This window comes from Arthrobacter sp. AFG20 (assembly GCF_002892795.1).
GTDB lineage: Bacteria > Actinomycetota > Actinomycetes > Actinomycetales > Micrococcaceae > Arthrobacter.
The window spans coordinates 199052-212909 of the sequence record NZ_PJMC01000005.1 but is presented as its reverse complement, the minus strand read 5'-3'; the positions used below and the strand labels follow the sequence as shown (position 1 = coordinate 212909).

General features: G+C 63.7%; 15 protein-coding genes. 1 reads left to right on the top strand and 14 read right to left on the bottom strand.

All coding sequences use genetic code 11. The annotated features are described in order from the left end of the window. The 10 genes from atpD to CXZ05_RS07940 form a co-directional block, all read right to left on the bottom strand. Window positions 1-1455, bottom strand: a complete 1455-nt coding sequence (gene atpD, locus CXZ05_RS07985) for a F0F1 ATP synthase subunit beta (protein WP_102972070.1) — start codon at window positions 1453-1455, stop codon at window positions 1-3. Window positions 1456-1535: 80 nt separating this feature from the next. Further along, window positions 1536-2426: a F0F1 ATP synthase subunit gamma gene (locus CXZ05_RS07980; RefSeq protein ID WP_102972069.1), complete on the bottom strand. Its 891-nt coding sequence runs from the start codon at window positions 2424-2426 to the stop codon at window positions 1536-1538. A 76-nt stretch (window positions 2427-2502) separates the two neighbouring features. After that, complete coding sequence (atpA, locus tag CXZ05_RS07975) at window positions 2503-4140, bottom strand: F0F1 ATP synthase subunit alpha (RefSeq protein ID WP_102972068.1); 1638 nt, start codon at window positions 4138-4140, stop codon at window positions 2503-2505. An 83-nt stretch (window positions 4141-4223) separates the two neighbouring features. Further along, window positions 4224-5051: a F0F1 ATP synthase subunit delta gene (locus CXZ05_RS07970; RefSeq protein ID WP_102972067.1), complete on the bottom strand. Its 828-nt coding sequence runs from the start codon at window positions 5049-5051 to the stop codon at window positions 4224-4226. Continuing rightward, a complete protein-coding gene (locus CXZ05_RS07965) occupies window positions 5051-5608 on the bottom strand; it encodes a F0F1 ATP synthase subunit B (RefSeq protein WP_102972066.1) in 558 nt (185 codons plus the stop codon). The genes CXZ05_RS07970 and CXZ05_RS07965 overlap by 1 nt, the downstream gene beginning before the upstream one ends. A 53-nt stretch (window positions 5609-5661) precedes the next feature. Further along, window positions 5662-5880, bottom strand: a complete 219-nt coding sequence (gene atpE, locus CXZ05_RS07960; RefSeq protein WP_003804776.1) for an ATP synthase F0 subunit C — start codon at window positions 5878-5880, stop codon at window positions 5662-5664. Between the two features lie 78 nt (window positions 5881-5958). Continuing rightward, entirely contained in the window at window positions 5959-6759 is an 801-nt protein-coding gene (atpB, locus tag CXZ05_RS07955) for a F0F1 ATP synthase subunit A (RefSeq protein ID WP_102972065.1), read from the bottom strand. Window positions 6760-6840: 81 nt separating this feature from the next. Continuing rightward, the gene (locus tag CXZ05_RS07950) at window positions 6841-7179 is read right to left on the bottom strand and encodes a hypothetical protein (RefSeq protein ID WP_102972064.1); all 339 of its coding nucleotides are present in this window, start codon (window positions 7177-7179) and stop codon (window positions 6841-6843) included. Continuing rightward, window positions 7179-7676 carry a hypothetical protein gene (locus CXZ05_RS07945; RefSeq protein ID WP_102972063.1) on the bottom strand — a complete coding sequence of 166 codons (498 nt, stop codon included), beginning with the start codon at window positions 7674-7676 and terminating at the stop codon, window positions 7179-7181. Before CXZ05_RS07945 ends, CXZ05_RS07950 begins: the two co-directional genes overlap by 1 nt. A gap of 90 nt (window positions 7677-7766) precedes the next feature. Then, the gene (locus CXZ05_RS07940; RefSeq protein ID WP_102972062.1) at window positions 7767-8894 is read right to left on the bottom strand and encodes an MraY family glycosyltransferase; all 1128 of its coding nucleotides are present in this window, start codon (window positions 8892-8894) and stop codon (window positions 7767-7769) included. A 297-nt stretch (window positions 8895-9191) separates the two neighbouring features. Here CXZ05_RS07940 and CXZ05_RS07935 point away from each other — a divergent pair, with 297 nt between their 5' ends. Next, a complete protein-coding gene (locus CXZ05_RS07935) occupies window positions 9192-10088 on the top strand; it encodes a glycosyltransferase (RefSeq protein ID WP_102972061.1) in 897 nt (298 codons plus the stop codon). A gap of 18 nt (window positions 10089-10106) precedes the next feature. On the opposite strand, the gene CXZ05_RS07930 is transcribed toward CXZ05_RS07935, so the two are convergent. The 4 genes from CXZ05_RS07930 to prfA are packed head-to-tail and all read right to left on the bottom strand — an operon-like array spanning window position 10107 to window position 13662. Then, window positions 10107-10877 carry a WecB/TagA/CpsF family glycosyltransferase gene (locus CXZ05_RS07930; RefSeq protein ID WP_102972060.1) on the bottom strand — a complete coding sequence of 257 codons (771 nt, stop codon included), beginning with the start codon at window positions 10875-10877 and terminating at the stop codon, window positions 10107-10109. Then, window positions 10874-11662: an L-threonylcarbamoyladenylate synthase gene (locus CXZ05_RS07925; RefSeq protein ID WP_102972059.1), complete on the bottom strand. Its 789-nt coding sequence runs from the start codon at window positions 11660-11662 to the stop codon at window positions 10874-10876. The genes CXZ05_RS07930 and CXZ05_RS07925 overlap by 4 nt, the downstream gene beginning before the upstream one ends. 15 nt (window positions 11663-11677) lie before the next feature. After that, the gene (gene prmC, locus CXZ05_RS07920; RefSeq protein ID WP_102972058.1) at window positions 11678-12574 is read right to left on the bottom strand and encodes a peptide chain release factor N(5)-glutamine methyltransferase; all 897 of its coding nucleotides are present in this window, start codon (window positions 12572-12574) and stop codon (window positions 11678-11680) included. A 14-nt stretch (window positions 12575-12588) separates the two neighbouring features. Next, a complete protein-coding gene (prfA, locus tag CXZ05_RS07915) occupies window positions 12589-13662 on the bottom strand; it encodes a peptide chain release factor 1 (RefSeq protein WP_102972057.1) in 1074 nt (357 codons plus the stop codon). Between the last annotated feature and the right edge of the window lie 196 nt (window positions 13663-13858).

The following is a 13858-nucleotide window of genomic DNA, read 5'->3' as shown; positions in this document are numbered from 1 at the left end:
TTACTTGGTCTGTTCCTGAATCTTGGCCCACTGGCGCTCGACGTCGTCCAGGCCGCCGACGTTGAAGAACGCCTGCTCTGCTACGTGGTCCAGTTCGCCGTCGCAGATGGCCGTGAAGCCTTCCACGGTGTCCTTGATGGAAACGGTGGAACCCTCAACGCCGGTGAACTGCTTGGCCGTGTAGGTGTTCTGGGAAAGGAACTGCTGGATGCGGCGTGCACGCGACACGACGATCTTGTCCTCTTCAGACAGTTCGTCAACACCGAGAATGGCGATGATGTCCTGGAGTTCCTTGTTCTTCTGCAGGATCTGCTTCACACGGACAGCCGTGTTGTAGTGGTCCTTGCCGATGTACTGCGGGTCCAGGATTCGGGACGTCGACGTCAGCGGGTCCACGGCCGGGTACAGACCACGGGAAGCGATTTCACGGGAAAGTTCCGTGGTGGCGTCCAGGTGTGCGAAGGTCGTGGCCGGTGCCGGGTCGGTGTAGTCATCTGCGGGGACGTAGATGGCCTGCATCGAGGTGATGGAGTGGCCCTTGGTGGACGTAATGCGCTCCTGCAGGAGGCCCATCTCGTCAGCAAGGTTCGGCTGGTAGCCCACGGCGGAAGGCATGCGGCCCAGCAGAGTGGAAACCTCGGAACCTGCCTGCGTGAAGCGGAAGATGTTGTCGATGAAGAGCAGCACGTCCTGGTTCTGGACATCGCGGAAGTACTCCGCCATGGTCAGAGCGGAAAGGGCCACGCGCAGACGCGTTCCCGGCGGCTCGTCCATCTGGCCGAACACAAGGGCGGTGTCCTTGAGGACGCCTGCCTCTTCCATTTCAACCCAGAGGTCGTTACCTTCACGGGTACGTTCGCCCACACCGGCGAACACGGAGGTACCACCGAAGTTGCGGGCAACACGGGTGATCATTTCCTGGATCAGAACGGTCTTGCCCACGCCGGCGCCGCCGAACAGGCCGATCTTTCCACCCTTGATGTACGGGGTGAGGAGGTCGATGACCTTGATGCCCGTTTCGAGCATTTCGGTGGAACCCTCGAGGGACGCGAAGGCCGGGGCCTTGCGGTGGATCGGCCAGTAGTCCGAAGCCTGAATCACGGACTCGTCGACGTCCAGCGGCTTGCCGAGGACGTTGAAGATGTGGCCCTTGACGCCGTCGCCAACAGGCACGGAGATCGGCGAGCCGGTGTCCACTACGGACGTGCCGCGGACCAGGCCGTCGGTTGCCTGCAGGGAGATAGCGCGGACGAGGTTGTCACCCAGGTGCTGGGAGGTCTCGAACGTGATGGTTTTGGTCTCACCGTTGAGAGTGATCTCGGTGGTGAGTGCATTGTAAATCGAGGGGATTGCGTCAGCCGGGAATTCGACGTCGACAACCGGGCCAATGACACGTGCAATACGGCCGGTGGCACCGGACGTTGCGGCTACGTGTTCGGTAGCGGTGGCAGTCATCTCTCTCACTTCACTCGTAGATGGCGTGGGGTTAAGTTTATCTGTTGGTGCAGGTCTGGCTGGATCCGAGATCCCGGCAGCTAGGACGCGAGTGCGTCGGCGCCAGCCACGATTTCGGAAAGCTCCTGCGTAATCTCTGCCTGGCGCGCGGTGTTGCGCAGACGCGTGTACTTCTTGATGAGGTCCGTGGCGTTGTCACCGGCGGATTTCATCGCGCGCTGACGCGCAGCAAGCTCAGAAGCCGCAGCCTGCAACATGGCCGCGAAGATACGGGACTCGATGTAGCGCGGCAGCAGGGCGTTCAGCACCTGTTCCGGCTCCGGTTCGAACTCGTACAGCGGCAGCAGTTCAGCTTCGGAGGTCGCCTGCTCTTCCACAACTTCAAGGGGAAGAAGTCGGATGACGGTCGGCTCCTGGGTCACCATGGACTTGAAGCGGGTGTACACAACGTGGATCTCGTCCACGCCGCCCTCTCCGAAATCGATGGCGAAGTCCTCAAGCAGCGCAGCGCCGATTTCCCGTGCCGTTGCGAACTCCGGGGCATCGGTGTTGCCGGTCCAGACACGCCCGTACGGGCGGTTCCGGAAATCGAAGTAAGCCTGCGCCTTGCGGCCCACCAGGTACGTCTTGACTTCCTTGCCTTCGGCACGGAGCAGTTCGTTCAGGCCTTCGGCCTGCTTGAGCACACTGGCGGAGTATGAGCCTGCGAGGCCGCGGTCCGAGGTGATCACCAGGACTGCGGCCCGGCGGATGGACTCCGGCTCGGTGGTCAAGGGGTGGTCGATTTCGCTCTGGCTTGCGACGGCGGAAACAGCGCGCGTGATCGCGTTCGCGTAAGGCAGTGAAGCTGCTACCCTGGCGCGGGCCTTGCCGATGCGCGAGGTAGCGATCAGTTCCATCGCCTTGAAGATCTTGCGCATCGACGTCGTCGAGCTGATCTTCTGACGGTAGACCCGGATCTGGGCTCCCATACTTATCCTTTCCTAAGATCCCGATGGCCGGGACTGCCGGACCCCCGAAGGGTTCCGGCAGTCCCTGCCAGCGAAACTAGCGCTTCTGCCTGACGATTTTTTCCTGGTCGACCTGACCCTCCGAGATAGCTTCATGCTCCTCGTGGCCTGCGCCTACCAGCTTGTCGTCCCCTTCGCCGAAGAAGCCCTTCTTGAAGTCCACGATGGCGGTCTTCAGAGCGGCCACGGTGTCGTCGTCCAGGACGTTGGTCTGCGCCAGCGTCGTAAGGATGGAGGACTTGTGCTTGAGGTGCTCCAGGAACTCGGACTCAAACCGGCTGATGTCCTCAACCGGAACATCGTCCAGGTGGCCCTGGGTGCCTGCCCAGATGGACACGACCTGGTTCTCGACCGGGAACGGCGAGTACTGGCCCTGCTTGAGCAGTTCCATCAGGCGGGCACCGCGGGTCAGCTGCTGGCGGGATGCGGCATCAAGGTCGGATGCGAACATCGCGAAGGCCTGCATGTCGCGGTACTGGGCGAGGTCCAGCTTCAAGGTACCGGAGACCTTCTTCATGGACTTGACCTGGGCTGCACCGCCAACACGGGATACCGAGACACCCACGTCGACGGCGGGGCGCTGGTTGGCGTTGAAGAGGTCCGACTGCAGGAAGATCTGGCCATCGGTGATGGAGATCACGTTGGTCGGGATGTAGGCCGAGACGTCGTTGGCCTTGGTCTCGATGAGCGGAAGACCGGTCATCGAGCCGGCGCCGAGCTCGTCGGAGAGCTTGGCGCAACGCTCCAGGAGACGGGAGTGCAGGTAGAAGACGTCGCCCGGGTAAGCTTCGCGTCCCGGCGGGCGGCGGAGCAGCAGCGACACGGCGCGGTAGGCTTCAGCCTGCTTCGACAGGTCATCGAACACGATCAGGACGTGCTTGCCGCCGTACATCCAGTGCTGGCCAATGGCCGAGCCGGCGTAGGGGGCAAGGTACTTGAAGCCGGCCGGGTCAGAAGCCGGGGAGGCAACAATCGTGGTGTACTCGAGCGCTCCGTTGTCCTCAAGGGTCTGGCGGATTGCTGCAATCGTGGAAGCCTTCTGGCCGATCGCGACGTACACGCAGCGCACCTGCTTGGTGACGTCACCGGAAGCCCAGTTGGCCTTCTGGTTGATGATGGTGTCGATGGCGATGGCGGACTTACCGGTCTGGCGGTCGCCAATGATCAGCTGGCGCTGACCGCGGCCGATCGGGATCATGGCGTCAATAGCCTTGAGACCGGTCTGCATCGGCTCGTGCACAGACTTGCGCTGGGTAACGCCGGGCGCCTGGAGTTCCAGGGCGCGGGTGGTCTCGGCCTTGATCTCACCGAGGTCGTCGATGGGCACACCCAGGGGGTCCACCACGCGGCCGAGGAAGGCGTCGCCGACCGGCACGGACAGAACCTGACCGGTGCGGTGGACTTCCTGGCCTTCTTCGATGCCGGTGAAGTCACCGAGGACGATGACACCGATCTCGCGGACGTCGAGGTTCTGGGCAAGGCCCAGGGTGCCGTCTTCGAAGCGAAGCAGCTCGTTCGCCATGACCGAGGGAAGGCCCTCAACACGGGCGATGCCGTCACTTGCGGCGGTCACACGGCCGACCTCTACGCGCTCGGCGTTTCCGGGTTCGTAGGACGCCGCGAATTCGTTCAACGCATTACGGACGTCGTCGGCGTTGATGGTCAATTCGGCCATCTGCAGTCCCTGCTCTCCTGTATTCGTGATCATCGTTGCTCACGATGACCGGGGTTTCTATCAGTTGTGTTGTGCTTGTCCGGCTAGCCGGCCAGCTGGCGCTGGAGGTCGTTCAGGCGGGTGAGGACCGAAGCGTCGAGCACTTCGTCCCCCACCTGCACCCGGATGCCGCCGATCAGCGTGGGATCAACCTTGACGTTGACCTTCAGCTCGCGTCCGTAGAGGGAGTTCATTCCCTGCTGCAGACGGCTTGCCTGCGTCTCCGTCAGGGGACGCATGACGCTGACCGTCGCAATCCAGCGCTGCTGGCGCTTGGCGGCGAGCTCGGCGAAACGGCTCACGAGCCTGGTTGCCTTGATGCCACGGGGCTGCGCGACTGCCTGTCCGATCAGGACCTTGGCTTCCTCACTTGCGGAAGGAACGAGCCTTTCGGCGAGGACAGTCTTCGCTGCGCCGCTGGCCTGCGGTTCAGAAAGCGCACGCTGCACCTCGTGGCTGGCAGCCACGGCCTGGTTGAAGGAGAACAGGTCATTCTCCAGCTCTTCCAAACCGGTGATACCGGAGGCAGAAACGGCCGACTTGTTTTCGGCAACGGCGATGACCACCGTTGCGGCAAGCGTCTCGAGTGCATCGCCGATGTCTCGCGCCGATGCCCAGCGTGAGCTGGCCAGTCCGGCTGCGATGTCCACAGCTTCGGCGGAAACTTTTCCGCTGAAGAGCTGCTTGATCAACGCCGACTTTTCCTCACCGCTGCGGGAGGGGTCAGTCAGGGCGCGGCGCAGGCCGGCCGAGCTGTCTACCGTTCCCAGGATCCCGAAAAGTTCCTTTGCCAACTGCAGCGATGCAAACGGAAGCTTTGGCTCCAGCTCGGTCAGCGCCTTGGTCAGCGATTCGCTCGATACACCTGCCATTACTTAGCTACACCTGCGTTCTGGGTCTCCAGATCAGCCAGGAAGCGGTCAACAACGCGTGCTGCACGTGCGTCGTCCTCGAGGGTTTCCCCAACGATGCGGCCCGCAAGCGTGGTGGCAAGAGTGCCCACCTCCGACCGCAGCGACACAACTGCCGCCTGGCGCTCGGATTCGATCTGCACGTGCGCCTGAGCGGTGATGCGTGCAGACTCTGCTGCAGCCTTCTCCTTCAGTTCCGCCAGGATCTGGGCGCCTTCGGCACGCGCTTCCTCACGGATACGGTTGGCCTCAGCACGGGCATCAGTGAGCTGCTGCTTGTACTCTTCGAGTGCGGCAGAAGCCTCAGCCTGAGCCTTCTCAGCCTTGGCGATGCCGCCCTCGATAGCCTCGGCACGCTCTGCGAACGTCTTCTCGAACATCGGGACAACGAACTTGACCACGATGAAAAAGAGGACAGCAAAGCCGGCGAGGACAACGCCCATTTCCCAGACATTGGGAACGAGCGGGTTAGCCGCCGCGGCGCCTTCGGTGGCGGCTGAGATGATCAGCTGATTCATATTTCACCCGTCCTTATCTACTCGGTTCTGAATGTTCGCTTGGTTCTGAAGGTTTACTTGAGAACGAAAGCGAAGACCAGGCCCAGGATGGCGAGGGCTTCAGTCAGCGCAAGGCCGAGGAATGCGATCGGCTGCAGGACGCGCTGGGCTTCCGGCTGACGTGCCACACCGTTGATGTAGGCAGCGAACACGAGACCCACACCGATACCACCGCCGATGGCCGAGAGACCGTAGCCGATGAGGTTGAGGGAGCCGTTGATGGAGCCTTCCATTTTTCTTCCTTTCAAGATGCCATGTATATGGCAGGTTGTTTGGGTTGCTTCATCCCCACGAGGGGAAGTTTTGGGTGCCTAGTGGCTGTCGGCGTGGAGTGCGCCTTCAATGTAGATCGCAGTCAGCAGTGTGAACACGTACGCCTGCAGCGCCATGATCAGCGCTTCCAGCATGTACATGGCAATCGCGCCGGCGAGAACCAGCACAGAGGTGCCCTTGAGGAGGACGTTCTCCTGCATGACGAGGTATTCGATGCCCGATCCGGCAATCATGACGATCAGGTGGCCGGCCAGCATCGTGGCGAAGAGACGCAGGCTGTGCGTGACCGGACGGACCAGGAAGTTGGAGATGATCTCGATCGGAATGACGATCGGGAGGATGTAGACCGGGACACCGGAGGGAACGGTAGCGAGCTTGAAGTAGCGCAGGCCGTTCTTCTTGATGCCGATGCCGATCCAGGTGACGTACACGATGGCTGCCAGCACGTAGGCGCCGCCGACGTGCGAGAAGCTCGGGAGCTGGATCACGGGGATGGCGCCGTAGATGTTGTTCACCAGGATGAAGAAGAACAGGCTGAACAGCAGCGGGACATACTTGATGAAGTCCCTGCCGCCGATGATGTCCTTGGCGATGCTGTTGCGGACGAAGCCGTAGGCGGCCTCACCTGCGAACTGCAGCTTGCCGGGAACGAGCTGCTGCTTCCGCGCAGCGAGCACAAAGAATGTGGCGATAATGACGACGGACAGGATAACCAGCAGCATCTGCTTGGAGAATCCGTCTGCCGCACCCCACGGCAGGATTGCCGGCAGGTGCATTTCTTCAATTCCGGGAGGTGTGAACTCTCCTGAATTTTGGGCCGGGAGCGCAAGCGCGATCAACGCGTTTCCTCTCTGCAGTGTCCATCGTTGGGCGTTGGTAAGGTTCCGGCGCGCGTCATGCTTGCCCTCCCCCTCGTGAAATTATTTGGCATTACTGTTCCCGTCCTCGGACGGGCCGCTGGCTGCACCGTTCCCGCCAGTTGTTTTCCTTGAACTGGTGAGGCCGTGCATATGGGACAGATAGAACCCTCCCGCAGCTCCAAGCAGAGCGCCTACGAGCACAATCCAGCGGGTTCCCCACAGATAATCCAGTCCCCACCCTATCAAACTCCAGACGATGATTCCGCCAATTATGTAGCTAAAGACGGCCATTCCAGCGTTGTAACCGCCGTCGGAATTCTCGCTGGGTACAGCGGCAGGACCGGGCGTCGGTTCGGGTGTTCCAGGCTCGTTTTTCCCGGGGTGGTTGTGCTTGGTCATCAGTGTTGCTCACCGTTCGGCTTGGGGTCGCTGTCCGGCTCGGGGTCATTGAAGATCTGCAGCCGGGCTTTGCTGAAACCGTAGATCTCGGCAGCCTGCCATGTGACCACGGCCACGACGGCACCTATGACGAACCAGCGGCCGTGCAGCCAGTCGGGAGCGCCTACGGCGAACAGCACCACGGCGAAACCGATGACCTTGACGAAGTAGGTCGCCACGAACAGGCCGACGGCGCCCGAGGGGTTGTTGCGTCCCACAAAGTGGCCGATCAGCAGGCTGATCGCGAAGAACACAACCACCAGGAGGCCGCCGAGGCTGCTGGACACAACACCGGTCCAGCCATTCAGCAGCACAGCCACCACGCCGGTAAGGACCAGCGCGCCGCAGGACACTGCCGAACTGAGTCCGAGCAGACCGAGCCAGAGCGACCGCGTGGGCCCGGAGACGCCAACGGATCCCTTGCCGGACGCAGGTCCGGGCTCGGCGTTGGAGGTCATGCGAACCAATCTTCGGGGCAGGGTGGAGTGGTGCAGGAAAGACCTGCACCTGAATTCTACACGAGATAGAAATTTTCCGAAAAGCGCGTCTTACTGCGGTGTTGGCCCTACTCCGGCGTCATCGCCACGGCGGCTCAAGTACGGCCAGGCCGTGACCAGACCCATGATCAGGGTGGCGGCAACCATTACGGCCAGCACAACCTGCCAGGGGTAGACGGCAAAGGCCAAACCACCGAAAGACAGCACCGCCGCCCACAAATACAGCAGCATGACCGCGGTGCGGTGGGAGTAACCGATGTCCATGAGCTTGTGGTGCAGGTGCCCGCGGTCGGCAGACCACGGTGAACGCCCGACGGCGGTGCGCCGCACCACCGCAAGGCACAGGTCCAGGAGCGGCAGGAACAGCACGGCAAACGGCAGCAGGATGGGGATGATCGTGGGGATACCGTTGACGCGGTCATAAAGGCCGGAGGAGATCTGCCCGGTCGAGACCACACCGGCCGACGCCATCAGCAGGCCTATCAGCATCGCGCCGGAATCGCCCATGAAGATCTTCGAGGGAAACCAGTTGTGTGGCAGGAAGCCCAGGCAACTGCCCACAAGGACCGCCGTCAGCAGCGTGGCGAGGTCGGAACGGTCCAGGATCGGCGCGTTCCGGTGAACCCAGTAGGCGGTGAGGAAGAACGCGGACCCGCCGATGATGGCCACCCCGGCGGCCAGCCCGTCCAGCCCGTCGATGAAGTTGAAAGCGTTCATCGTGACGACGATGAGGCCGGTGGTGAGGACGATGTTGATCGGGTCCGAGTCGAAGCGGATCGGTTCCGGAATGAACGGGATGATGGTCATCCGCACACCCCAGACGGCCACCACGAGCGCCGCGAGAGACTGCCCGATCAGCTTGACCCACCAGCGAAGGTCCAGGAGGTCGTCCGCCACTCCGACCAGCACGATGACGCCAGCGCCCGCCAGCACACCCCACGGAGCGCCGTTGTTCCGGAAGATGTCCTTGACGAAGAAGGATTGGCTTGCCACGGCCAGCGCCACCAGCACGCCGGCGAAGATCCCCAGCCCGCCGAGCCGCGAGACCGGGCTTGAATGCATGTCCCGGCTGCGGATCGGGGCGAACAGCTCAAGCCGGTTACCGATCAGCCGGGCACCCCACGTGGCCCCGTAGGACACGAGCGCCGCCGTCACCATCATGGACAGGTACATGATCATGGCGCGGCCACCATTCCCAGGGTGCTGGCGCAGTGCTTCCCGCCATGCTGCAGGCTATGCGGATTCGGGGTCAGTCCGGGCGGACCATGCGGGCTGGATAGGTGTGGATCTGACGTGCAATAAATGAAACTTCTCCGTCGCCATGCGCGCACAGACAGGCAGTGCATAGTGCCTGACGGGGCTGTATTACAGTGGACTCTAGTCAAGATACTAACGCCAACGGGTACATCGCTTCGCGTCACACGGCCTTACGCCGGCGGGAAACTTGCCGACGGCTGTGCTGAAAGGATCCCCGCAATGCCAGTGTCGGTCGCAGTTGCCGCCGTGACGTTTGACCGTCCCCATGAGCTCGCCGTCCTGCTGAGGGCCATCAACGGGCAGACGGCCAGCGTGTCGACCATCTGCCTCGTTGACAGTGGCACGGTCCCCGCGAAGGACGTGGCCGCCCAGCATGCGAATGTGGACTACATCCGTTCGGAAGCCAACCTTGGCGGTGCGGGCGGCTTCTCCCTGGCCGCGCTCAAGGCCGTGGCCAGCGGTGCCAATTGGGTCTGGATGATGGACGACGACGCCGAGCCGGCGGACGCCGAATGCCTGGCCACGCTGATCCGGGAAGCGGAGGCGCGGGATCTGGAGGCTGTTGTTCCCCTGGTGGTAGCTCCGGGGCATCCCGACCAGCTCTCCTTCTTCTTCCGGCTGGACGGCAAGGTCTCCCACGACCGGTCCGCGCTGGAGAAGGTGGGCTTCCTGCCGAACGACGGCCATTTCTTCAACGGTGCGCTCATCCGCTCCGATGTCTTCTTCAAGGTGGGCCTGCCGGACATGCGCCTCTTCATCCGCGGCGACGAGGTGGACTTCACCATCCGGCTGCGCAAGGCAGGCATCCGTTTCGGCACCGTCACCACGGCTGCGATCATGCACCCGCACGCGTTTTCCGAAACGAAGCACGTGTTTGGTGCCCGTTGGCACGTCATCGTCCCGGAGGGCGCGTTCAAGCGCTACTACTATTACCGCAACCGCGGCTACCTTATTCGCCGCCACTTCCGTGTGAAGTCGCTCGTGGCCGATGTTGGCGGCTACCTCGGCTATTTCCTCCGCCGGGGCGATCTCCGCGGGCTGGCGGACTGGTTCCGGGCGTTCTCCACGGGGCTCCGCGGCAAGGGATTTGGCCCGCTGAAGGACCAGAAGTTCTAACGTAGGCGGGAGGGGCTGTCAGCCCTGCCCGCGCAGCCGGCGGCGCAGCAGGAGTCCCAGCAGGACCCACGGCTCGCCAAACACCCGGTACGCCACGCGGCGCGGATGCAGCAGCAGCCGCCACGCCCATTCCAGCCCGAACCGGCCAAGCCAGCGGGGCGCCAGCTTCTGGATGCCGGCGATCTGCTCGATGGCTCCGCCGACCGCGCAGTAGACCGCGGGCGGCAGCGACGGCAGGCGGCGCCACAGCACCTCTTCCTGCAGCGGCATGCCAAGGCCGATCAGCACCAGCTGCGGCTGGAATTCCGCCAGCCACGCGGCAGCCTTCTCCTCGACTTCCGGGTCCCAGTCCTCCCCCGGCATTCCGGCGACTGTGGCGCCCGGCACCATGCCCTGCAGTTTTGCCACGGCCTTGGCGTTGGCAGTCGCACCGGCACCAAGGACGGCGATGCGGTGGAGGCCGTCGAGCCGGCCCAGCGCGGGAATCCAGTCCGTTGAACCAAGCCGGTAGTCCATGACGGACCTTGTGTCCCGGGCCGTCTTTTCGCGGCTCCTCCCCCACAGCCAGAGGACGGGCGCGCCGTCGAGAAGGACGACGTCGCTGTTCTCGTAGAACTTCCTGAACTCCGGTTCGGAGTGGAAAAGCGTCACGCTGTGGAGATTGTGTCCGACGACCGTCCTGGTGGTGCCGTCAGCCACGAATCCGTTGAGGACGGCGGTGAGTCCGTCGACGTCCAAGGGCGTGGCGTCCACTCCAAGAACGGGAATAGCTTGCCTCTGCAGCGTCATTCGGCGCTTGCGGGCTTTTCGCCGGCGTCGGACTGCAGAGCAGCGTCAGCAGCACTCTCGGGCGCAGCGTCCTCAGAAGCAGCGTCCTCCGGGGCGCCGGTGAGCTCAGCCTCGTCCGCGCCATTGCCGTTGATGTCGAGAACTCCGGGAACCACCTCACGCAGCCGCTCCAGACTGATGGCCCCCTCACGGACCACGCGCAGCGGCAACGATGTGGCATCCACAATAGTGGACGGCCGGGCATCGGTCCCCTCGATCGGGCGGAAACCGCCTTCAAGGTAAACCTCAACGGACTCCGCGAGCTGGGACCGTGCTTCAAAGGCCGTCTGCGCCGGAGCCTGCCCGGTCCGGTTTGCCGAGGACACGGCAAGGGGTCCGGTGACCGTCAGCAGGTCGATCGCCACTTCATCGTCCGGAATGCGCAGGGCAACGGTGCCCTTGGTCTCGCCCAGATCCCAGTCGAGGGACGGCTGCGCGTGGAAGATCAGTGTCAGTCCGCCGGGCCAGAAGGCCTCGGCCAGGTCGCGGGCATCCGGGTACACATCGGTGGCCAGCCCGTCGAGCGCGTTCATGCGGGGAATCAGGACGGGCGGCGGCATGTTACGGCCGCGGCCCTTGGAGACCAGCAGCATGGTGACGGCCTGCGGGGAAAAGGCGTCGGCAGCGATTCCGTAGACGGTGTCGGTAGGAAGGACAATGCACTTCTTCTCGAGGATCGCCCGCCGTGCGTGGGCGATTCCGGCGGTCCGCTCGTCGTCGGCCGTGCAGTTGTACGTAGTGGTCACTGCCTCATTCTTTCATTACTCCGCGGGCGGGAAAGCAAGGACGGCGCTGGTGGCGCGTTCCTTGCCGTTAAGGTCAAAATGCGTGGTGACGTCGCTCCAGAGCCCCGTCCGCTTCAGCATCGTCGATATCCAGCCGGCCTGGACTTCGGCGTGTTCCATCACGAAGTAGCCGCCGGGAACCAGGAGCCGCGCCGCGGAGGCCGCGGCCGCCGTCGGCAGTTCCATGCCGTCCGCTCCGCCGCCATAGAGTGCTTCCGGCGGGTCATGAAGCGCCACTTCCGGTTCGTTGGGGATGGCTTCGGCGGGGATGTACGGCGGGTTGGAGACGACGACGTCGAACGTTCCGTTGAGTTCCGGCAGGGCGTCGCGCAGGTCCCCCAGCAGCAGGGTGACCCCCAGCGGCCGGAGGTTCTTGGCCGCCCAGGCGTGCGCGAACTCGCTGAACTCCACTGCGAAGACTTCGGCCTCTGGCACCTCGTGCGCGACTGACCCGGCGATGGCCCCCGAGCCGGTGCCCAGGTCCACCACCTTGGGGCGGACCACGCCGGCACGTTCCAGTGCGCGCAGCCGGTCGATGACCAGCTGCACCACGGACTCGGTTTCCGGGCGCGGAATGAACACGCCCGGTCCCACCGCGAGCTGGAGGTAGCGGAAGTGCGCCACGCCGGTGATGTGCTGGAGCGGAATCCGGGCGGCGCGCTCAGCAACAAGTTCGGCGTAGCCTGCAGGGGCTGGCGCATCACCGAGCATCATGGCCCGCAGCCGGCCCAGGCCCACGCCCAGCAAATGGTCGGCCAGCAACTCGGCGTCCACCCGGGGGCTGGGCACGCCGGCCTCGGTCAGGCGCTCCGTCGCCTCCCGGACCGCAGCAGCCAGGGACTGGGCCGGCTCCGAATTGTGCTCGGACGTCATGTGATCCCGGGCTCCTAGTCGCCGATGGCGTCCAGCCGCGCCTGCTCGTCCATCTCGATGGCGGACTGAATGACCGGCTCGAGGTCACCGTTCATGACCTGGTCAAGGTTGTAGGCCTTGTAGCCGGTGCGGTGGTCGGCGATCCGGTTTTCCGGGTAGTTGTATGTACGGATCCGCTCGGACCGGTCCATGGTGCGGATCTGGGACTTCCGCTGGGCGGAGTTCTCGGCGTCGATCTGTTCCTGCTGGTGGGCCAGGATGCGGGCACGGAGCACGCGCATGCCGGCTTCGCGGTTCTGCAGCTGGGACTTCTCGTTCTGCATGGCCACCACGATTCCGGTGGGAAGGTGCGTGATGCGGACGGCGGAGTCGGTGGTGTTGACGGACTGGCCGCCGGGACCCGAGGACCGGTACACGTCGATTTTGAGGTCGTTCTGGTTGATCTCGAGCTCTTCAGGCTCATCCACCTCGGGCAGGACAAGAACGCCCGCGGCCGACGTGTGGATGCGGCCCTGCGATTCGGTCACGGGCACACGCTGCACGCGGTGCACGCCGCCCTCGAACTTGAGCCGCGCGTAGACGCCCTCGGCGGGATCGTTGGAGCTGCCCTTGACGGCCACCTGGACATCCTTGTAGCCGCCGAGGTCCGACTCGGTGGAGGAGATGATCTCGGTTTTCCAGCCGCGGGACTCTGCGTACCGGGTGTACATGCGCAGCAGGTCGCCGGCGAACAGTGCCGCCTCGTCGCCGCCTTCGCCGCCCTTGACCTCGAGGATCACGTTGCGGGCATCGTCCGGGTCCCGGGGAATCAGCAGCCGCGTCAGCCGCGCCGCCGCGGCCTCCAGGGCTTCCTCCAGTTCAGGCACCTCGGCAGCAAAGTCAGGATCCTCGGCAGCCATCTCCTTGGCTGCCGCGAGGTCATCGTGCAGCGCATGCCACTTGTGGTATGCCTCCACAATGCCGTTCAGCTGAGCAGACCGCCGCCCCAGCTTCCGCGCCAGCTTCTGGTCAGCATAAACAGCCGGATCCCCAAGCTGAGCCTGAATAGCATCATGCTCATCAAGCAGGCCCTGTACGGACTCAAACATTTTCAAAACCTTTCGTTCTGCACCTAGTTTAATCAGGCGCAAAATCGGCGCGCCACGGTGAGCGAGCCCCGTAACTGCCGCGCGGATGTTCCGCCCCGGGAGTGGCATCGGGCCTGTCGTAGCGTTGCAGCTGACGTACGCAGTACGTCAGCTGCAACACGAAGGGGCGGGGGCGGAACATCCGCGCGGCAACCCA

Bases quoted from the DNA above. Each gene is read 5' to 3' on its own strand.
- atpD (WP_102972070.1), bottom strand. From the start codon at position 1,455: ATGACTGCCACCGCTACCGAACACGTAGCCGCAACGTCCGGTGCCACC.
- CXZ05_RS07980 (WP_102972069.1), bottom strand. From the start codon at position 2,426: ATGGGAGCCCAGATCCGGGTCTACCGTCAGAAGATCAGCTCGACGACG.
- atpA (WP_102972068.1), bottom strand. From the start codon at position 4,140: ATGGCCGAATTGACCATCAACGCCGACGACGTCCGTAATGCGTTGAAC.
- CXZ05_RS07970 (WP_102972067.1), bottom strand. From the start codon at position 5,051: ATGGCAGGTGTATCGAGCGAATCGCTGACCAAGGCGCTGACCGAGCTG.
- CXZ05_RS07965 (WP_102972066.1), bottom strand. From the start codon at position 5,608: ATGAATCAGCTGATCATCTCAGCCGCCACCGAAGGCGCCGCGGCGGCT.
- atpE (WP_003804776.1), bottom strand. From the start codon at position 5,880: ATGGAAGGCTCCATCAACGGCTCCCTCAACCTCATCGGCTACGGTCTC.
- CXZ05_RS07950 (WP_102972064.1), bottom strand. From the start codon at position 7,179: ATGACCAAGCACAACCACCCCGGGAAAAACGAGCCTGGAACACCCGAA.
- CXZ05_RS07945 (WP_102972063.1), bottom strand. From the start codon at position 7,676: ATGACCTCCAACGCCGAGCCCGGACCTGCGTCCGGCAAGGGATCCGTT.
- CXZ05_RS07940 (WP_102972062.1), bottom strand. From the start codon at position 8,894: ATGATCATGTACCTGTCCATGATGGTGACGGCGGCGCTCGTGTCCTAC.
- CXZ05_RS07935 (WP_102972061.1), top strand. From the start codon at position 9,192: ATGCCAGTGTCGGTCGCAGTTGCCGCCGTGACGTTTGACCGTCCCCAT.
- CXZ05_RS07930 (WP_102972060.1), bottom strand. From the start codon at position 10,877: ATGACGCTGCAGAGGCAAGCTATTCCCGTTCTTGGAGTGGACGCCACG.
- prmC (WP_102972058.1), bottom strand. From the start codon at position 12,574: ATGACGTCCGAGCACAATTCGGAGCCGGCCCAGTCCCTGGCTGCTGCG.
- prfA (WP_102972057.1), bottom strand. From the start codon at position 13,662: ATGTTTGAGTCCGTACAGGGCCTGCTTGATGAGCATGATGCTATTCAG.